Genomic DNA, 17,694 nt, shown 5'->3' on the forward strand with positions numbered 1-17,694 from the left:
CCACACGAGGAACCCTGACGACGCCGCCGACGCCGCCCGCCGACTGCTCGAACAGAGCGTCGAGAAGCGCGTCGAGGCGGTCCGCACGATCGTCTCCGCAGCCAACGACACCGACACCGCACGCGCCACCCTCAGCGACGCGCAGAACCGACACAGCAAGGCGTGGGCGGACGCCCTCGCCGCCGGATGGTCGGAGAAGGAACTCCGCGCAGCAGGAGTGCCGCGACCCGAGCAGACTCGCGCTCGCGTCACCCGCGCGCGACGCACAACGTCGGCGGAGGGAATTCCCGCCGATTCGACCGAGAGCGACAGCTCCGCGTCCATCGAGAACGCTGCATGACCGACAACGACTCCGCCGCGCTCCACGGCCAGGTCCGCGCCTGGGCGGAGGGGGCCAACCCGCTCACGGCCGCCGTCGAACTGCTGATCCGATCGGGCCTCGTGTACGCCGGAGCACCGTGGGTGAAGACCGACAACGCCTGGCACACGAGCGCAATCGACTTCGACCGCCTCGGCTACGAAATCGGAGCGCTCAGCGGAGGCGAACAGCGCGTCGCGCGGATCGCGTCGTCGCTCGGTCAGGGTGTCCCTGTCGACCTCCGCGAGGACGTCGCCGGGCTCGACCTCGAACACACGCGACTGGTCCTCGCGGCGATCGCGCACGCCGCCGGACTCGGAGAGCCCGGCACGACGATCCAGACCGTCGACGGAGTGCCGACAATCGTCCCCCATGACGCTCTGGCGTCGTGGCCGAACGAGTAGGTCGATCGCGCACGACGACCGCCCTCGTCGAGTAGCAAGCCCCCGCTCGAGCAGTCACGCTCGCGGGGGCTTCTGCCTTCCCGCGACGTGCGCGCAGGCTGCGGTCCGGCCGTCCATCCGACGCTTCACTCTTGCCTGCGCCGGCCGACCGTCAAGAGCGCTGCGCGTCCCTCCGGGATACCCCTCCGGGGCACTCCTGACGGCCACCCGCCTCCGGCATCGCGCCGCTTATCGGATGGATGGCCTCAGAGAATGCTCCCCTCGGGAAGAGTTCCGATCAGCGGCCCCTGCCGGACGCTCACCGGAGCGCTACATCGCGTAGGTGATGACGACGGATGAGAGCTTCCGCGACGTTCACGTCCACCGACGACGTGTGCACGGCCCTCCTCGCCTTCGTCGGTTCGATCGCCGCCGGCGGACACTCCGAGTCGATCGCTATTCCCGCGCTGCGCGTGGATGGGCAGGTCATGGAAGTACGGATGACGGTGAACGCCAACAGCGCGTTCGTCGTCGTCCCAGTCGATGCCGACGCGCAAGACGAGCGCGCCCTTCTGGCAGCCTCAAAGTCGGTAGTCAGCGAGCTGCGCAAGCGAAGCGCGGCCAGCCGTCAGGATGCCGAGCGGCGCTGACAGGAGTTGCTCGACTCGCTCCGCTCACGCTCACCGTCTCGGCACTTCGTGTCTAAAGTGGCGGTGCGGTTGAGAAGTGGGGACCTCGACGCCGCGCGCGGCAGACCGACGAGGGGTCGTCGGTGTCGCTCTGCTCTCGGCCGCGTCACACAGCGCGGCCGAGAGCACCACTCGCCGGCTGCTGCTCAGGGCCGTCAACCCTCCTCCCGTGGGCACAGTCGGCACCTATGGTCGGGCATGTACGGAGTGCCGTTCGCTCCGGCCCCAGTGCTCCCGGCTCGGATGCGGCTCGGCCCCTGAGCCGGGAGTAGCGGCCCGGCCCCGCGTCGGGGGATGCCGGGTCGGGCCGCTTCCCAGGGGAAGAAGCCGCACCCGAGCGAAACGACACCAGGCGTAACGTGCGGTGGTTATGCTCCGCGCATGATCGACTTCAGCTCCGCCGAGATGGCGACAGTCGAGTACGTCGAGGACCAGTGGCGCCTCACGATTCTCGACGGGACCGGCACCACGTTGGCCGAGACCGGGCTTCCGCTTTTCGGCCCCGAGAACTTCTTCGTTCGCGCCAGCTCTGACCGGCCGGCGGGCCTGGATTACGTGGGGCCGTTCTTGAACAAGCGCGGCCTGTACTACACCCAGTGGACCGGTCGCGGCCGAGACGGATGGAGCACACAGCTCCACTACTGACGAGCACACGTTGCGCGGGCAGACGTCCAGGATGATGAGCACATGTCGCGCAACACTGAGCCGTTGGCCGGTCAAATGGTCTGGCTCGTCCGCTGGATCCAATCGCGTGACGGCTGGTCGCACGAGACCATCAGCGGCGCTTTTCAGGAGCGCACCGACACGTGCTGGCGCGTCTGGGTGAACGAGGAGCTGCGCGAACTTCCCTCACAGGACTGGTCCCCCTACAAGCCGTGACGCCGACGGTGGTCCACGCTCAGCTGTGGTCAGTGACGGATCGCGGAAGCGCGCCAGCCTTCGTCCTTGACCCAGCGGAACCCAATCCAGCAAGTCTGCGGCTCCGGCGCGTCTGCGGCCGCGTCCAGGGCGACCCGAAACGTGGCAGGTGTCGCGCCGTCGATGATCGTGAACTCCGAATCGCGGTCCGCGAGCGCCCCGCACGCATCGCGCAAGCCTGCACTGTCTGACTCGGTGTTCGCGGGAAGAAGCTTCGCGATCGCCGGATCATCGTTCAACACGGGCACGAGCTCGTACACCAGCTCCTGGCCACTCCCCGACGGCGGCACCGCTCCCGACGTCGAGTCATCGAGCGACCCGACCGCAAACATGAAGACAGCGACGACGCCGGCCAGCACCGACGTCAGCAGAACGAGTAGGACCACGGTGACGCCACGATGGTGCCGCGGCGGTGAAGGAAGATCCTCCGCCTCGTCGTACGCCCCCACCGCTTCCCCTCCGCCGACAGGTCCTCCCGACCCCGGCTCACCAGAGATACCAGACCTGAACGACCAACCATCACGCACTATCCCCATCGCCCTCCCCCGTTTGGCTGATGCTCGGCAGATCACTCAGGAACCGATGTGTATGATTCCGCATGGATTGAGCGGGGACCTGGACCGCCGATCTTTGGCTTGTGACGCGAGAGCGCCAAGCCCGCCGGCGGGGGTGCGCCGACCCGAACGGCGCGCCCTCAGCCGCGCCACGATGCCAAGCTCGGTTCATCAGCTCGATGGCGTGGCGTCCGATCGGCGTCAGGTCGACCACGACTCGTCTTGGCGTGGCCGTGCCGGCCTGCCAGGGTCATGGCCATGGAGATCACAGATGATGTCGAGCGGGCCGAATGGCTTGGGCTGCGCATGCAGCGAGAGCGAAGCTGGGCACGAGTCGGCTCGGTCGCCGGATACGGGTTCGAGGCGTACGCCCGTGTCCTTCACCCTCGACCTGACGGCGATGACATTTGGGAACGCCAGCGGTGGGCGGACGTTGCTGCTACTGCCGGCAAGGTCATGCACCCGCTCGTCCAGTGGGAACGGCTCCTAGGCAGGGACGAGCCGCGCGGCGGCACAAGTGACGTCGGACGACTCGATCCGCAAGTACTCGCCGCCCTCGCACCCATCCTCAGTTCGGCGACCACTACGCCCGGCGATGCGCTCGCGGCGTACTGGGTCGGTGGGACCGGCCAGAACCTCCTCGGCAGGCCGGTCAGCATTGACCGATACGACTACATACTGGCCGCCACGAGCATGGCGGAGCTTGCCGAACCCGGATGGGGTCCCGAGATTGGCCTCCGCGGCGAGGAAGCGCCGCAACTACTCTGGCCTGAAGATCACGCCTGGGTGCTCGCCACCGAGATCGACTGGGACTCCACCATCGTCGCCGGCTCGCACACGCTCGTAAGCGCGATCCTCACTGACGGCCGATTCGAGGCCTTCCCCGTCGATGAGGACTCCGACCTGTCGTGGAACGGTGACACGATCAACCGTCCCAAAGTCCAGGAACCGTCCTAGGAGAGCGCGAAGGACAGCGATCGCGACGTCAGTGAGTGATTGAGGCCGCCTGCCATCCGCTCCGAGTTCGAGTCGTCGCATCGTTCTACGGTGCAAGCGACGCCTACCGATCGGGAGGCCGAAGGTACGCGGACAGGGTGAAGGCGGGCGGCCCATGGGTCACCCGCCTTCACACTCGCGGACGCGGAGCGCCTCTTGCGGTGACCCTACGGAGCCAGGATGTAGGACATGCCCACGACGTCCTGCACAGTTCGCGTGTTGTAGACGCCAGGTCCGGCGGCACCGTTCATCTCGGTGATGTTGATGTAGAGGCCGTCAGCGCGCTGCTCGACGGAATCGACCCAGGCGACGTGACCGTAGGTGGGGTCCGCCCCCTGCACGCCGGGCTCGAAGACGACGATGCTGCGAGCCTGAGCATCCAGGACGGTAGTCCAGCCGTTCGCGGCGGCGCTGGTGTCCCAGTCGAGGGCGTTGCCGTAGATGGCGGGACGCAGCCCGGTCGCCTCGAAGAACTTTTCCTTCGCACCCCATGTGCACTGACCGGCAGCGCCGCTGTTCGCTCCCTCGGTAACGCCAGTGGCGCGGCCGGAGTCAGCGACGGCGGTGGTTGTCTGAGTTGTGGTGTCCGCGAAGGCCGGCGCGGCGCCCACGATCGGGACTGCGACGGTGAGTGATGCTGCGAGCAGGCCCGCAGCGATGCGGGACCGGCGGAAGCCGTGTCCCGGGTGGTTCTGACGGTTGGCCGAGCTGGTGTCGAATTCGTTGCTCGTGCTGGTGCGCATGATGTACTCCTTCGTCTCTTCTTGCTTCCCTTGAACACCCTCCACGCTGCCACTCATACGGCTCCCATCACCGAAATGGAGGAAGCGGCCACGTAGCGCCCACCTCCCACCCAGGCGCGAAGCAGCGCCCGCCACGCACTGCGAGCGACCGCACCGGAGGGTGACGGGGGCTCCGTCTAGCTGAGGTACACCCCAACCGGACGTCAGGCACCATGGCCGAAGCGCGTCCGAATAGGGCCGTGTCGGACCTTGTCTGACACTTGCCCCTGCGGCTCTTAGACTTCAACTGGACAAGTAGGGGTCGGAGGCGGCATGTCGGGTCAGAGGGTCGGGTACGTGCGGGTGAGCACGTTGGATCAGAGCACGGTGCGCCAGCTCGACGGCCTGACGCTGGATCGGGTGTTCGAGGACAAGGCCTCCGGCAAGGACGTGAACCGTCCGCAGCTCGAAGAGATGATCGGGTTCGTCCGCGACGGAGACACGGTGCTCGTGCACTCGATGGACCGGCTCGCAAGGAACCTAGAAGACCTCCGCCGGCTCGTGCGCCGACTGACGGACAAGAAGGTCCGGGTCGAGTTCGTCAAGGAACAGCTCACCTTCACTGGTGAGGACAGCGCGATGGCGAACCTGCTGCTGAACATGATGGGCGCGTTCGCAGAGTTCGAACGCGAACTCATTCGGGAGCGTCAACGCGAGGGCATCGCTTTGGCCAAGCAGCGCGGCGTCTACCGAGGCCGCGCCCGCTCGCTTACCCTCGCGCAGGTCGCGGAGCTGCGCGAGCGGGCTGGTGCCGGCGTGCCGAAGACGACGTTGGCAAAGAAATATGGCATCAGCCGGGAGACGGTGTACGCCTACCTTCGCGCCTCGACATCGGCGCTACAAGCGTCTGAAGAGTGACGGGGCGCTGACATGGTGAGCACTGTCGGAGTCGTTCATGGCGCGGGAGGAAGCTGATGACAACACAGATGTTCCCTGGCGAGATCGGGTCGATGCCGGAATTGGGTTCGTCCGCGATTGCGACGTTCCGGCCCGCAACAGAGCTTCCGACTCCTGTGCGGTTTGTCGACGGCTTCGATCTCTTCGTTCAGTTCCTGCAACGCCATGGCGTGGACCCAGAGAGCCTTGCTGGTGACGTGTCGGGAGTGTGGCTCTTCCTGGCCAAGCATCCGACCGCCTTGACGACGCCAGAGATTGCCGACGCCGCAGCCCGGTTCGTCGGGAACGTGATCGCGGTGGTGCATCCCGCGGCGACCTGGCGAGTCACCAACGAGCCGGAAATCGGGACGAACGTCCGCTCCATTCCGGTCGCCGCCCTCGTGCGAACCATGGTGCAGCGTCCCGAGCAGCGGGAACCGTTCCTCGAGATGCTGTCCACCTGGGATCAAGAAGACCTCGACGACCGCGAAATCACCGCGCTCGCTCACGATGTCACTCCACCGCCGTTCACGGTTCCACCGGTTCCGTTCCAACGCGCCGCCTTCCCTCCCATCGAGTTCCGCGACGACAACGGCCACGTCATCGAATACGGGCAGCGCTGGCCCGACCACCACCCACCTGACGACGCGTACTCCCGCGTCTCCCACCCAGAACGCTTCGCACCCCTACGCCATGACGTCGACGCCCTGGCCGACTACCTCCACCGCTGGTACTCCGTCGACGTCCGCCACCTCGACCACGACGGGACACAGCAGATCCGGTTGCAGCCTCGCGCCGGAACCCCGATCACCGTCACTGCAACCGACGAATCAGTCCAAGTGGAAGCAGGCGTCTTCTTCCGCGCCACCCTGCCGAACTGCTCCTGCGATGCCTGCGACGAATCAGCAGAAACCGCCGCCGACCGCCTCGAAGAAGCCGTCCTTTCCATCGCCGCGGGCGGCTTCCGCGAGACGTACCCCCTCGGAAGTCGCCGGTGGCTGCACACCCAGCTCCACGCCGTTGACGGCAGCGGCTACACCGGCAGCAGTGGCGCCCCCGACAGAGACCTCACCACCGACGACCTCGAACACGCCACCACGACCCTGCGCCAACTCGACAACGGCTGGTGGCCCGCCTGGCCCCTCCGCACCCCCAACTCGCCAGACCGAACAGGCGACGACGAAACGACGAACGACCGAACCTGACGAGCGGCTCCAACTGCTTCGTTAGACGCCCCGCCACCTGGCTCCCCACCGGACGGGTCGCCACCACCCGTCCTCTGAACCCACGTTCGCGTACGAATCGCATGGCTAGCCTGGCTGAGTGGACTTCATCGGGTTGGCGCCCCAGCACTTTGACACCGCGCTCGGCACGGTACTGACCACAGCCGTGCAGGCGCAGGGCTGGAGCGCACAGAAGGTAGCCGTGTTCGCACGGCTCCGACCGCGCACCGTCCGACGCATCCTGACCGGCAAAACCTCGGCCGGCACCGTACAACTGCACCGCCTCCTGCAAGTCCTGCAACTCGACCATGACGCCACGATGCGCACCGTCTACATCGAAGCGCGAGTCGCGCAGCTGGCCGCGGACACCGAAGCAGCCGAGGACCGCGACCGCCCCCGGGACATGCTCGGATGATGACCGGCAACGACCTCGCCGTTCTTCTCAACCCCTTCGTCATCACCGGGGTCGTCGTCCTCGTCGCGATGATCCTCGGTGGGCCGTGGCTGCGCGAGCGGTACATCTTCCGCGAGCTCAACCGCGACACCGGCGTCACCCGACACCAGCCCACCGCCCTTTTCACCCCAGGCCGGGCCGGCAATCCGCCGCTGGTGTATTTCCTGGAACTGCACTACGCCGAACGCCTCGACACAGTGCTGATGCTGCACCGCGTCGGCGCCATCGCGAGCCTCCACGACGGCTCCATGACCATGCACGACCGCGCCGGACGCCTCCTCACCCACCTCAGCGCGCTCGACGTCGCCTACTATCGCCGCCTCAACGACACAGCCCCGCAACCACCCAACCCGGGATAGACAAGCCGGCCTGGCGCTCGGCCTTCCCTGCCCCGTTTCACGCCCCCTCAGCGGAATCACCACCGGACAGGTCTAACGAGACGGCCCCGCCCGCGCCACGCCGCGGCGGCGCACGCAACTCGCGTGCGACCGGTTGACGACCCCCTACCGGACGCTGGATAGCAGTGGGTAGTTTTACCGTCCGGACGACGATCCCCATATGGGACGCCGTTCTACCTTGCGTTGCGCAACCGCAGACGATCGACGGTGACGCCGACCGCGACGGTGACTGCGGCGGCGACCAAGCCCCATCCGAGCCCGAGCGTGTATGTTCCCCTGCTCGGGTCAGCCCAGTTCTCGATCTCCGGGCGTCTGGCGAAAGCAGCAGCGTTGAGCTGGGTTGCCACGAAGGCGACAACAAGAGTCACCAGCGCAAACACCACCAGCGAAGCCAGAACCCACATCAGGAGCTGCCGACGTCGACTCCGCGCGTTCCCCGGAACAGTCATGTGCTGAGCGTACGAACTGGACCGCCGTGGCGCACTAGCCGCGGTGCAAAACGTCAACGATCAACCGGTCATCCTCCGTCTCTCGACGAAGGAGCAGGGCGTCCGGTGGTCGATCCCGATACGGGACGCGCGCCAGCACTGTGATACCTCGCGCCACGGTGACCGAACGACGTCGGAACCGACGAGGATCCGAGGCGTGAAGAACAGCAGTGACGGTGAGCACTACCTCCTCCTCAGGACAGCCCTCTGGGCAGACGCCACCGACGTCGTTGGAATCTATGGCAGCGAGCAGCGCGCTCGGGAAGCAGCAGGTTCCTCTACGGGACCCGATCAGTGGACGCTCGAGGAGTGGAGAGGAGACGTGCGCCGCAGCAGTCTCCAGCTCCAGGCCGCTACGCGCTCACGCTGACGCAATGGAGTTGCACGGCTACAGTCACGAAGGAGGGTCGCGATGCGGCGACCGCTGGGGAGGTCGCTGTGGGCGAATCGAATGATGGCCGCTTCAAGAAGCTGCCCGATCGGATCGAGCCGGCTCAGCAGACCGTGAGCGTCCCGGCCAGCGAAGACGACTCCACGACGCCACCGCAACCGCCGGCCGGCGTTCCTGACCTCGTGATCGCGACTCGCGTGGCGGACGCCGCCACGATGACCGGCCTTCTCCGCCGTACGGCGGGGCGCGTTGCACTGACGGTCGTCGTCGTCGCGGCCGGCCTCGTCACCGTCCTCGCCGCGCTCAACCTGCGCCTGTAACCAGACCGATCAGCCGTGAGCGAGGACGGCGCGTCCGACAGCGGCGCCTCTCGACTCGCCCACCGAACATTCCGGGGATCCCATGCTCAGAGCACTTTCGTCCACTTCCATGTTCTGGATCGGTGTCGCCGGGATTCTCCTGGGCATCGTCTTCGGCACGATCGTGCCGTTCTGGATCGCCCCCTACCAAGCCAACGGATCACCCACCGTCGAACAGATCATCAGCACCATCCCGGTCCTCACACGAATCGCGGAGGGCATCGGCTACTCGTTCGTCGCAGGAGCCTTCGTCGTTCGCCACTTCGAGAAGCGCGAACTCGTCGACGCTCGACGGTCCGTGCACTTCGTCGGCCGAGCAGCCCGGAAAGACGAGCAGTAGCCCCTCCGAGCAGTCCGCTGAAAGCGTCCCGCGGATCGATCCCCTTACAGGACACTCTCGGTCGCGAGTCGGTAGCTCCTCGTGGTGAGAGCCGCGTCACGCCTACTTTTCTCCCGTGGGAGAACTCAAGGTAACGAGCTCGGCGGCGGTCGAGGCCGCTTCACGTCGCGCCGAGGGGTGGATACGCCGTGGTTGAACGCCTGGACAGTTGGGACCCGAGCAGACTCTCGCCGGACCGGCAGACACCACCCCGCCAACGACGGTTGGTGAGACTGTCGATCGCGCTGGGAGCTCTAGCCGTCGTGGCGGCCGCGGTTCTGTGGGTGGGTGATCTGCTGTTCGGAGTGCATGGCCCTTCCCACTACGTCAGCATCACCAACGACACCGGAGCCTCACTCACCTGGTCCTGCTCCTGGTCCGATCTTCACCTCGCCGCCGGGGAGACAGGTCAGCTGCGAATCCTCGACCAGCCCGACCAGGACTACGGCTGCGTCCCACAAGCAGCGACCCCCTTCGTAGCGGCGGCGCACAACAACGACATCTGCCCGTCACTGACCTCTATGACCGAGGGAAGGCAGTTCACGGCAACCGACTTCGCGAAGACCTACCGCTGCCCGTAGCTGGATACGCGACCGGTGAACGATCCCCTAACGGGACGACCCAAGTCCGATCGAAGGTCAGTAGGCGACGTCAGCGGGCGCTGGCTTCCCGACTCGGCTGTGATCGGGCCGACGGGCTCGGTAGGAAGATCCGGCCAGGAGGACACCTGCAGTCACAGCAGCTAGCGACGTGGCGACGCCGGTAAAGGGCAAGGTGTCCGCGACATCCCACGGGAGAAAGAACGCTCCAGGGTCGGTGAGGGGGTTGATGACCATGAGGAGCCCAACACCAATCAGCGTGACGGGTCGTCCTGGCGAGAGTACGAAGGCGCCGAATATCACGAGCGGGAAGGCGACGGCCCAGACGATCGTTGTGGCGATCCACGTGAAGTCTGACTGTGTGGCGCTGTAGCAACCCTCGTTCAGGCCACCGAGGCACGAGCTCCAGTGCACCAGGAACGCGGCGGCACCAGCAGCCCCGAGCAAGGCGATTGTCCATCCAACCAACTGGCCTGACGTCGCGAGTCGCTTCATGGGCTCAACATAGAACTCGAAGGTGAACCTGAGCTAGATCCACACGGTCGAAGCGAAGGCCACCGCCCCCTCGCCCCGATGAACGATCTCCATACGGAACAAGCGGTCGTTCGACCGTGCCGTGGGCTGCTCAACCGATGATCATGGCGGTACGCAGAGCGAGAACCCAGCTGGTGACGGCGCCGACCACGCCCAAGGCGAGCAACAGCCACCTCCATCGAGCGTGAGAGCGCCTGCTGGCGCGCATCGCTACGACCAGGAGAACAAGGGTCGCGAGGGCGACAGAGCACAGAGCCGGCCACGCGACGTCAAACCCCGTGCACTGAGGCGGAAGGGACTCGTTGCACGCGAACGAGAATCCGTCGAGGAAGACGCCCGCGACGAGGGCGAGGAGAGTGATTGCGCCCGCGATCGCTGCGGAAGCCTTGAGCGACAGCGTCTGCACAACATCACTATCGGACCAACGGGTGAACGGCAGGAGCGCGCTGGACCACTCGGGTCAGATCCGCATCGGTGAACGATCCTCTTACGGGACGGCCATTGCGCTGACCGGGAGACTCTCCGGCTAACGTGGCTACATGCGGCAAATCGTCCATCTTCATCGGAGGGCCGCTCTCTGTGCTGTACCCGTCGGCGTGGTGCTGGGTGCGCTGCTCGGTCTGGGATTGGTCCTTACGGGTAACTCCGACTTCCGCGAACAGGGCGGGTGGGGCGCCTTCGCCTACTTGATTATGGTGGGCGCCATTATCGGTGGGGTCAGTGCCCTGGCTGCCGTCGCCGGAGGATTCGTGGCGATTCTGATCACTCTGCGGTCGGGACGAGCCACCGAGTCGTCCCCGCTGATCAGCCCTATTGGGCCGGCCGTAGGGTCGAGCGTTCCGTGGGTTGTTGCGGCCGGCGTAGCTGCCGTCGTGGGTGATCCGATGACGGCGGGGATCGCTGTCGGTCTCGGTGTCGTGGCGGCTGTAGTCGGCGGGGTGAGTGCTGCACTACTTCTTCGAGGGGTGAAGTACTCGAGCATCACTACTGCGGCTGACGATTCCGGCGCGCTCACGTCGGTTGTGCAGACGAACTCGAAGACCTGAACGTTCACGGTCATCTGCACGAGGTTTGGGACGCAGCGACGAGCTGTGCAGGCGACCGTGAGGAACGACAGGCGCTCGGTGTCGCGTCTGCGTGCACCGATGAACGATCGTCCACCGGGACGGTCGGCGGACTAGCATTTTCAGCATGGGGCGACGCCAGCACACTAAGGCTCTAGTCCGGTTGGCGTGCGCAGCTACGCTCATGGGCGTCGCGCTGTGGGTGACCTGGGCGACGTCGTCCTACTGGCAGCCATGCACGGGCGCTAGATGGAATGAAATGAACCCGTCCTGCGCTGAGGCCATGTCGTCGTACGACCTCATGCCCCTTCTGTATCTCTGGGGTGCCCTCGCTCTCGTCGTTGTAGCTCTGGTGGTCGCACGCCTCGTTCCCTAGGTTCCCGCAGGGGTAGCGACGGTTGCAGCAGTTGTTCTCGCCTGCCCTGTGGCAGACCCCGGATTCTTCTGGGTCGAATGGGGCAGCGCCGACGGCACTCCCGGACACGGCCTCTGGACGGCGTGCTGGATTGCAGCTGCCGGTCTAGCCCTCGTCTACCCGTCACGCACCCGGAACCCGAGTATTCGCACAAACACGCCGGATGGAGCAGCTACTACACCGTCCGTCGCTATCTGATCGTTCGGCCCGGTGCACTCCGGGCTGAACACTGCGACGCGATTCGCTTGCGGTGACGCGCTTGCCAGTGGGTCAGGGCAGGCAGCGGAAGGGACGGCGACGGCGCGCGAGAACGAGCAGTGGCCCAAAACGTCGGACCGTCGAACGATTCCCGCACGAGACGTCTCCCGTAGCGATGCCGGTGAGAGCGGCACACCTAGACTCCTGCGCATGACCGCTTCGTCATCCGTGGACGTGTCGCGGCGCCGACGCCGTTCGGCTCGTCGCCGCCTGTCCTTCTTCGGCGTCCTCGGCGAGCTGCTGATGACCGCAGGGGTCCTCGTTCTGCTGTTCCTCGCCTGGCAGCTGTGGTGGAACGACGCCGTGATCGCGGGCCGGCAGGAAGATCAAGCGGCCGAGCTGCGCCAGAGCTGGGGTGATGACGCCCCGTCCGCTGAGGCGCCGTCCGAGCCGAGTGCTGAGCCGGCCGCCCCCGGCGACCCAGTGATCGCGCCAGTCGCAGCTCTAGACACCACGTTCGGCAACCTCTATATCCCCCGGTACGGCGAGGGGTGGGTGCGCACGATCGCTGAGGGCGTCGACGCGGAGAACGTGCTCGACGTGGGCAGCATCGGCCACTACCCGGGAACGCAGATGCCCGGCGAAGTGGGGAACTTCGCGATCGCCGCGCACCGCTCCGCCGCCGGCGGAGGAATGCACCTCATCGATGAGCTGCAACTGGGTGATGCGATCTACATCGAGACCGCCGACGGCTGGTACACCTACCGGTTCCGGAACCTCGAATACGTGCAGCCCTCCGAAGTGCAGGTCATCGATCCGGTCCCCTGGACGAGCGACGTCGCTCCGACCGACCGCCTCATCACGATGACGAGCTGCAATCCGCTGCTGTCGACCGCGGAGCGGATCATCGCCTACGGCGTCTTCGAGTCGTGGCAGCCCCGCTCCGCCGGAGCGCCCGCCGAGCTCGCCGCGTCCCTCGCGACCTGACGTCCGGCGTGGTCGCCGGCGCCCTGACGAGGGCGGCGAGCCGATTTCGTGCTGCGGCAGACGTTTGCGGGTCGGGTGGACATGTACAGGATGAACCCGCTTTCGAAGGAGCCCGTCATGACTGCCGCCCCTGACCGAGACCCCCTGGACGTCCTGCTGAATGAGTCCAGCCCCCGCACATCGACAGTGACGGACGACGTCGCCGCCGAGCTGGCCGAGCTGCAACAGCTCGCGGCGGCAGAGGCCCGCGTCAGCCGCCACCGCTGGGCCCGTCCTGCGGTCGCCGGAGTCGCTTCGCTGGTACTACTCGGTGGCATGGCGACAGCGGCCGCCGCGGCGACGGGCGCGTGGTCGCCGTGGGCGGAGACGCCGGACGCCTCGATCACCTATTCGCTGCCCAGCGGTGTCCAATGCGAGGAGCGCATGGGAGACGTTCAAGGGACCGATCCGGCGGCCGTCGCCGTAGTCGAGAACTTCTACCAGACGACCGACATCGACGCTCTCCTCAGCGACGGTGCGCTCGAGGAGACCGTCGCGCAACTGCGCACCGAGGACCAATCCTTCATCAACGCTGACGGATCCCGCACGTCGGCCGGCTACGGCACCGAGTTCTACAACGCCGACCGGGAGTACTCGACCGCGGTTGGACGCATCATCAGCAACGCCCTCGACGCCGAACTCACTGCGCAGAACGTCGACGTCGACGCCGCGAACATCAGCATCGCCGGCGAAGCCCACTGCCCCGGAGCGACCTGGTGACCCGCAGGAAGATCGATGAGGCGGAGCAACTCACCGAGGCCCTGCGCGTCGCCTCGCCCGACCTGCTCAAGTACCTACAACGCCGCCTCCCTCTCGAGGACGCCGCCGACGCGCTCGCGGACGTCATGCTCACCGCATGGCGCCGTGTCAGCGCCCTCCCCCGCACCGCGGAGGAGTCGAGGATGTGGCTGTTCGGCATCGCCCGGAACGTCCTCTCGAACAGCACTCGCACCGAGAGCAGACGAGCTGACCTCTCCGGCCGGCTCCGCGGCGTCCTCGCGACCGCTCCCACGGAGGGACGCCCAGCCGACGAAGGAGTCGACGTGCGCGACGCGATCGACAGGCTCGCGCCAGAACAGGCCGAACTCGTCCACCTCATCCACTGGGACGGCTTCTCCATCACCGAAGCAGGACACCTCCTCGGCGTCCCCGCGTCCACCGCACGTACCCGCTACCAACGAGCACGAGAAGACCTGCGGTCGACCCTGGCGACATCACCAGCACGCGATGACGACGCCAAGCCCCTCCGAGCGGTCCGCTGAAAGCGTCCCGCAGATCGATCCCCTTACGGGACGCGCGCCATCGAAGTGGCACTTTGTGCCGGACCCATCGCGGGGCTCTGCGGCCAGCGAGGATCCGTGGTGTGAGCATCAGCATCGACGGGGAGCACTACCTACTTCTGCGAAGCGCCTTTTGGGCCGAGACGCCGGATGTCATCGGGATCTACGGCTGCGCCGAGCGGGCCCGGGAAGCGGCCGGGGAAGCAGTGGGCGCGTCGCCCGGTCCCGATCGATGGGTTCTTGAGACGTGGAGCGGAGGTGAGCTGCGCAGCAGCGTTCGGCTCGGATGACGTTCGGGCAGCACGCTGGTGGCTCTACTGTGGCGGTGCGGTCGAGAAGTGGGGACTTCGCCGTGAGCAGCACCCGCAGGCTCAGCGGTGCTGCACCCAGATGTTCGGCTCCACATAGATCCCCTCGTCCGCGTCGCGGTCGACGCGCAGCGTCGAGAGGCCGCCGGGGATGACGTACTCCCCTGACGCCGGCAGGGCGATTCCGGTCCACTCCTCCCACTGGGCGACCGTGCCGGTCATCACCTGCGATCGCGGGGCGACGTCGAGGATGGTCGCTCCCATTCGCACGTGTGTGCGCAGCCACGGGTCCAGCGGCAGCCCGTCCTCTCGGGTCCAGGCCGCGTAGACGTCGATCGGGGTCAGCGGGTAGCGCGGCTTCATCGTCGGGCGCAGCGGCACGATCACGTGGTCGTAGCCGACGGTGATGCTGAGGTCGCGGAACGCGCCGAGCAGCGTCCCGGCGAGGCCGGCGCCGGTGCGGTCCGGGTGCACCTGCGCGGCGCAGACGACGAGGGTCGTCGCCTCGCCCTCCTCCTCGAGTGACCGGCGGAGGGAGTCGCCGTACCCGGCAGGCAGACCCTCCCGGGTGACGTCCCACCGGATCGGCACCGCCCAGCCCGCAGCGACCGGCACGTCTTCATCGAGGACCACGAGCTCGAACCGGGTGAACTGTTCGCGCACCTGCGGCAGGTGCTCCTCCGCGAGGCGGTCGGCAGAGATGAACGCCAGCCACCCCGAGCTGAACAGCGCCTCTACCTGCGCGTCGTCGCGCGCTCGCGCGCTCAACACCTCTGTCGACGTCATGGGCTCAGTCTGCGCGCAGGACGGCCGGCAGAAGATTCCCAAGCGGACGCGACGCGATCACGTCCTACATTCAGCACCCGAAGGCTGCAGAGGGTGAGAGCGAGCCCACCTAGAGTGATCAACGTGCCCTCGCTGACAGACCATGACGCCGAATACCGAGAGGTGCTCATGTCTCCCTTGCGCACCAGTTCCGGCTACCTCCCCAAGATGGGTGGAGGGGTTGAGGTTGACCTTGACGGATTCACGAGCCTCTACGGGTCCGACCCGCTGTACCACTGGATGGGTTTTGACTCGCCACTCATGTTCGCCGCACACAAGGCCGCTGGCGGGATGACCTCGCTCTACCGGCAACTCGGCATTGGAAGCGAGCGATTGGTCCGCCACGTACTCCGCGACCAGCTCGCCCTGTCCGAGGAACAAGTTCGATGGAGCTACGAGTTTCCATACGGGGGTGCAGTACGACTGATCACATTGGATGGCCGTATCGAAATTGACGCCGTGAAGGACACAGCGGCAGCCGAGCGTCTTAGAAATTGGATTACTGAACAGCAAAAGGCCCTCAAGATTTCGGTACCTCTCCGTGGTGCCGTATTAGAAGTCCGTCAAGGCTACAAGAGCGCCGACAGTAAGCGTCAAAATGGAGATTTGGCTTCCTCCGTACAGGCCGTAGCTCACGGATATCTCCCGGTACTTGCCATCATGAGCACGCAAATCAATCAGACTGTTCGAAATCGATATACGTTGGGTCGATGGGCTGTCCTCGCTGGCACGACCGGCACCGCCGACACAATGACATCGACTTTTGCCTTTTTCAAGAATGTTGTGGGTTATGACCTCGCGGCATTTTTTGAGCGCAACGCCTCGGTACTACGCACAGAAACGCACGTGGTCCTCAAACACCTTTTGGAAGCAAAATGACTATTCTTGAACGAGTTGCGCGAGATAGTGTTGCGCGTAACGAGTACATGACTTTTCGCGCCAACGCCGGGGTGGGTCGACATGGTTGGCTGCGTCTTACCCCCGCCTACGGTGTCAAGGTAGTGCGCGAACGGCTCGAGCTACTCGAACCAGGGTCCGTTGTAACAGACCCGTTTAGTGGCACTGGAACCACTCCCCTTGCAGCAGCGGAGTACGGCCACCTGGGGCAATCAGTCGATGTGAATCCATTTCTTGTATGGCTTGGAAATGCGAAAACTCGCGACTATCAAGAGGATATTGAGGCGACTCTTCTTGGGGCAGTTTCAGACGTAGTTGATACCGCTCAGTCTTTTCCTGCACGAGACCGCCTTTGGCAGCCTGATATCTTTCGAATCGAGCGCTGGTGGAGCCCTGGATCCCTCCACGGTCTGCGCACGCTTCGGGCGAGCATCGACACCTACAATGGCGACATTCGCGACCTACTAGAGATATTGCTGTGCCGCACACTCATCGCAAGCAGCTCAGCCGCATTCAATCATCAAAGCATGAGCTTCAAGGATATAGCGCCTGGGACCCGCTTCAAGGCAACTGATGACGATGCAACAATTGCGCTTTTCCTCGCCGGTGCCGCTGACCTAGCTTCATCGGCCTCTTCCACCCTTGCCGGAAGTGCCGCAGTGCGACTTGGAGATTCCCGCACAGGCCTAGCCGACCTTGAACCAGCCGACCTTGTGCTCACGTCACCACCGTATTGCAATCGCATGTCGTATATTCGAGAGCTCAGACCTTATATGTATTGGACGCGCTATCTCGACGCACCCAGTGACGCGGGTGACTTGGACTGGCGCGCCATCGGTGGCACCTGGGGAACGGCGACGAGCAAGCTCGCTTCCTGGGCTGCTGAGCATCCGACGCCGATCGACTCGCAGCTTCTCGCGGTTTGCGAGAACATCTCCCGCGATGGTGGCAAAAGCGGACCCGTCCTCGCGGCGTATGTCCATAAGTACCACTACGACATGTGGCTTCACTTCCAAGCCGCCGCCGGCCACGTCAAGCCTGGTGGAAGCGTCTCCTATATCGTAGGAAACAGCACTTTTTCCGGTCACGAGGTACCTGTGCAGAAATGGTACGCGGACATGCTCTCTGCGCTAGGTTATGTCGATGTAACAGTGCAGACGATTCGAAAGCGCAACAGCAACAAAGCCCTTTACGAATACGACGTTTCTGGACGTCGGCCAAGCTTCAGCTAATGAGCCGTGAAGGCGCGTACAGCGTCATTGGGATCACAGCAGGACAGCAGAACGGCTTGATGGCACCA

General features: G+C 65.5%; 26 protein-coding genes. 20 read left to right on the forward strand and 6 right to left on the reverse strand.

The annotated features are described in order from the left end of the window. The 5 genes from C5C36_RS17910 to C5C36_RS15525 all read left to right on the forward strand — a co-directional run. A partial coding sequence (locus tag C5C36_RS17910) for a hypothetical protein (RefSeq protein WP_219814910.1) occupies nucleotides 1–340 on the forward strand: 340 nt, incomplete at its 5' end. Beyond that, on the forward strand, nucleotides 337–762 hold the full coding sequence (locus tag C5C36_RS15510; protein ID WP_104263457.1) for a hypothetical protein: 426 nt from the start codon (nucleotides 337–339) through the stop codon (nucleotides 760–762). The genes C5C36_RS17910 and C5C36_RS15510, both read left to right, overlap by 4 nt. Nucleotides 763–1,097: 335 nt before the next feature. Beyond that, nucleotides 1,098–1,391: a hypothetical protein gene (locus tag C5C36_RS15515; RefSeq protein WP_104227097.1), complete on the forward strand. Its 294-nt coding sequence runs from the start codon at nucleotides 1,098–1,100 to the stop codon at nucleotides 1,389–1,391. A 420-nt stretch (nucleotides 1,392–1,811) separates the two neighbouring features. Beyond that, nucleotides 1,812–2,075 (forward strand): hypothetical protein, encoded by a 264-nt coding sequence (locus C5C36_RS15520; protein ID WP_104227096.1) that lies wholly within the window; start codon nucleotides 1,812–1,814, stop codon nucleotides 2,073–2,075. A 42-nt stretch (nucleotides 2,076–2,117) separates the two neighbouring features. After that, a complete protein-coding gene (locus C5C36_RS15525) occupies nucleotides 2,118–2,309 on the forward strand; it encodes a hypothetical protein (RefSeq protein ID WP_104227095.1) in 192 nt (63 codons plus the stop codon). Nucleotides 2,310–2,338: 29 nt separating this feature from the next. Here the strand turns inward: C5C36_RS15525 and C5C36_RS15530 are convergent, their stop codons facing one another. Continuing rightward, nucleotides 2,339–2,797: a hypothetical protein gene (locus tag C5C36_RS15530; protein ID WP_104227094.1), complete on the reverse strand. Its 459-nt coding sequence runs from the start codon at nucleotides 2,795–2,797 to the stop codon at nucleotides 2,339–2,341. Nucleotides 2,798–3,160: 363 nt separating this feature from the next. Here C5C36_RS15530 and C5C36_RS15535 point away from each other — a divergent pair, with 363 nt between their 5' ends. After that, nucleotides 3,161–3,859 carry a hypothetical protein gene (locus C5C36_RS15535; protein WP_146078502.1) on the forward strand — a complete coding sequence of 233 codons (699 nt, stop codon included), beginning with the start codon at nucleotides 3,161–3,163 and terminating at the stop codon, nucleotides 3,857–3,859. Nucleotides 3,860–4,065: 206 nt separating this feature from the next. Here the strand turns inward: C5C36_RS15535 and C5C36_RS15540 are convergent, their stop codons facing one another. Then, a complete protein-coding gene (locus C5C36_RS15540) occupies nucleotides 4,066–4,641 on the reverse strand; it encodes a CHAP domain-containing protein (protein ID WP_219812207.1) in 576 nt (191 codons plus the stop codon). Between the two features lie 312 nt (nucleotides 4,642–4,953). Here C5C36_RS15540 and C5C36_RS15545 point away from each other — a divergent pair, with 312 nt between their 5' ends. From C5C36_RS15545 to C5C36_RS15560, 4 genes are all read left to right on the forward strand, one after another. After that, nucleotides 4,954–5,538 carry a recombinase family protein gene (locus C5C36_RS15545; protein WP_104227091.1) on the forward strand — a complete coding sequence of 195 codons (585 nt, stop codon included), beginning with the start codon at nucleotides 4,954–4,956 and terminating at the stop codon, nucleotides 5,536–5,538. Between the two features lie 56 nt (nucleotides 5,539–5,594). Further along, nucleotides 5,595–6,761, forward strand: coding sequence for a DUF6226 family protein (locus C5C36_RS15550; protein WP_104227090.1), 1,167 nt, complete (start codon nucleotides 5,595–5,597; stop codon nucleotides 6,759–6,761). Nucleotides 6,762–6,879: 118 nt separating this feature from the next. Next, nucleotides 6,880–7,194, forward strand: coding sequence for a helix-turn-helix domain-containing protein (locus tag C5C36_RS15555; protein ID WP_104227089.1), 315 nt, complete (start codon nucleotides 6,880–6,882; stop codon nucleotides 7,192–7,194). Next, nucleotides 7,194–7,592, forward strand: coding sequence for a hypothetical protein (locus C5C36_RS15560; RefSeq protein ID WP_104227088.1), 399 nt, complete (start codon nucleotides 7,194–7,196; stop codon nucleotides 7,590–7,592). Before C5C36_RS15555 ends, C5C36_RS15560 begins: the two co-directional genes overlap by 1 nt. A 212-nt stretch (nucleotides 7,593–7,804) precedes the next feature. Here the strand turns inward: C5C36_RS15560 and C5C36_RS15565 are convergent, their stop codons facing one another. Next, nucleotides 7,805–8,080 carry a hypothetical protein gene (locus C5C36_RS15565; RefSeq protein WP_146078850.1) on the reverse strand — a complete coding sequence of 92 codons (276 nt, stop codon included), beginning with the start codon at nucleotides 8,078–8,080 and terminating at the stop codon, nucleotides 7,805–7,807. Nucleotides 8,081–8,557: 477 nt separating this feature from the next. Here C5C36_RS15565 and C5C36_RS15570 point away from each other — a divergent pair, with 477 nt between their 5' ends. The 3 genes from C5C36_RS15570 to C5C36_RS15580 all read left to right on the forward strand — a co-directional run bounded on the left by C5C36_RS15570 (nucleotide 8,558) and on the right by C5C36_RS15580 (nucleotide 9,829). Then, nucleotides 8,558–8,830 (forward strand): hypothetical protein, encoded by a 273-nt coding sequence (locus C5C36_RS15570; protein WP_104227086.1) that lies wholly within the window; start codon nucleotides 8,558–8,560, stop codon nucleotides 8,828–8,830. A gap of 109 nt (nucleotides 8,831–8,939) precedes the next feature. Next, the gene (locus C5C36_RS15575) at nucleotides 8,940–9,209 is read left to right on the forward strand and encodes a hypothetical protein (protein WP_104224259.1); all 270 of its coding nucleotides are present in this window, start codon (nucleotides 8,940–8,942) and stop codon (nucleotides 9,207–9,209) included. A 344-nt stretch (nucleotides 9,210–9,553) separates the two neighbouring features. Continuing rightward, nucleotides 9,554–9,829, forward strand: coding sequence for a hypothetical protein (locus C5C36_RS15580; protein WP_146078503.1), 276 nt, complete (start codon nucleotides 9,554–9,556; stop codon nucleotides 9,827–9,829). A gap of 57 nt (nucleotides 9,830–9,886) precedes the next feature. Here C5C36_RS15580 and C5C36_RS15585 read toward each other — a convergent pair whose 3' ends face one another. Both C5C36_RS15585 and C5C36_RS15590 read right to left on the reverse strand, forming a co-directional pair. Then, nucleotides 9,887–10,342 carry a hypothetical protein gene (locus tag C5C36_RS15585; protein ID WP_104224249.1) on the reverse strand — a complete coding sequence of 152 codons (456 nt, stop codon included), beginning with the start codon at nucleotides 10,340–10,342 and terminating at the stop codon, nucleotides 9,887–9,889. Between the two features lie 130 nt (nucleotides 10,343–10,472). Beyond that, complete coding sequence (locus C5C36_RS15590; RefSeq protein WP_104260277.1) at nucleotides 10,473–10,787, reverse strand: hypothetical protein; 315 nt, start codon at nucleotides 10,785–10,787, stop codon at nucleotides 10,473–10,475. A 133-nt stretch (nucleotides 10,788–10,920) separates the two neighbouring features. Here C5C36_RS15590 and C5C36_RS15595 point away from each other — a divergent pair, with 133 nt between their 5' ends. The 5 genes from C5C36_RS15595 (at nucleotide 10,921) to C5C36_RS15615 (ending at nucleotide 14,654) form a co-directional block, all read left to right on the forward strand. After that, entirely contained in the window at nucleotides 10,921–11,427 is a 507-nt protein-coding gene (locus C5C36_RS15595) for a hypothetical protein (RefSeq protein WP_146076974.1), read from the forward strand. Nucleotides 11,428–12,268: 841 nt separating this feature from the next. Then, the gene (locus C5C36_RS15600) at nucleotides 12,269–13,045 is read left to right on the forward strand and encodes a class E sortase (RefSeq protein WP_104238310.1); all 777 of its coding nucleotides are present in this window, start codon (nucleotides 12,269–12,271) and stop codon (nucleotides 13,043–13,045) included. A 117-nt stretch (nucleotides 13,046–13,162) separates the two neighbouring features. Continuing rightward, nucleotides 13,163–13,804 carry a hypothetical protein gene (locus tag C5C36_RS15605; RefSeq protein WP_146078851.1) on the forward strand — a complete coding sequence of 214 codons (642 nt, stop codon included), beginning with the start codon at nucleotides 13,163–13,165 and terminating at the stop codon, nucleotides 13,802–13,804. Further along, a complete protein-coding gene (locus C5C36_RS15610; protein ID WP_104260280.1) occupies nucleotides 13,801–14,346 on the forward strand; it encodes an RNA polymerase sigma factor in 546 nt (181 codons plus the stop codon). The genes C5C36_RS15605 and C5C36_RS15610 overlap by 4 nt, the downstream gene beginning before the upstream one ends. Before the next feature lie 101 nt (nucleotides 14,347–14,447). Next, nucleotides 14,448–14,654 (forward strand): hypothetical protein, encoded by a 207-nt coding sequence (locus C5C36_RS15615; protein WP_104227079.1) that lies wholly within the window; start codon nucleotides 14,448–14,450, stop codon nucleotides 14,652–14,654. 81 nt (nucleotides 14,655–14,735) lie between these two features. Here the strand turns inward: C5C36_RS15615 and C5C36_RS15620 are convergent, their stop codons facing one another. After that, nucleotides 14,736–15,458, reverse strand: coding sequence for a hypothetical protein (locus tag C5C36_RS15620; RefSeq protein ID WP_104227078.1), 723 nt, complete (start codon nucleotides 15,456–15,458; stop codon nucleotides 14,736–14,738). Nucleotides 15,459–15,581: 123 nt separating this feature from the next. On the opposite strand from C5C36_RS15620, the gene C5C36_RS17375 reads away from it, so the two are divergent. Then, a complete protein-coding gene (locus tag C5C36_RS17375; RefSeq protein WP_146078852.1) occupies nucleotides 15,582–16,376 on the forward strand; it encodes a hypothetical protein in 795 nt (264 codons plus the stop codon). Beyond that, on the forward strand, nucleotides 16,373–17,626 hold the full coding sequence (locus C5C36_RS15625) for a DNA methyltransferase (RefSeq protein WP_104227077.1): 1,254 nt from the start codon (nucleotides 16,373–16,375) through the stop codon (nucleotides 17,624–17,626). The genes C5C36_RS17375 and C5C36_RS15625 overlap by 4 nt, the downstream gene beginning before the upstream one ends. Nucleotides 17,627–17,694 lie beyond the last annotated feature (68 nt).

It is taken from the genome of Rathayibacter sp. AY1G1 (assembly GCF_002932095.1).
Classification (GTDB): Bacteria; Actinomycetota; Actinomycetes; order Actinomycetales; family Microbacteriaceae; genus Rathayibacter.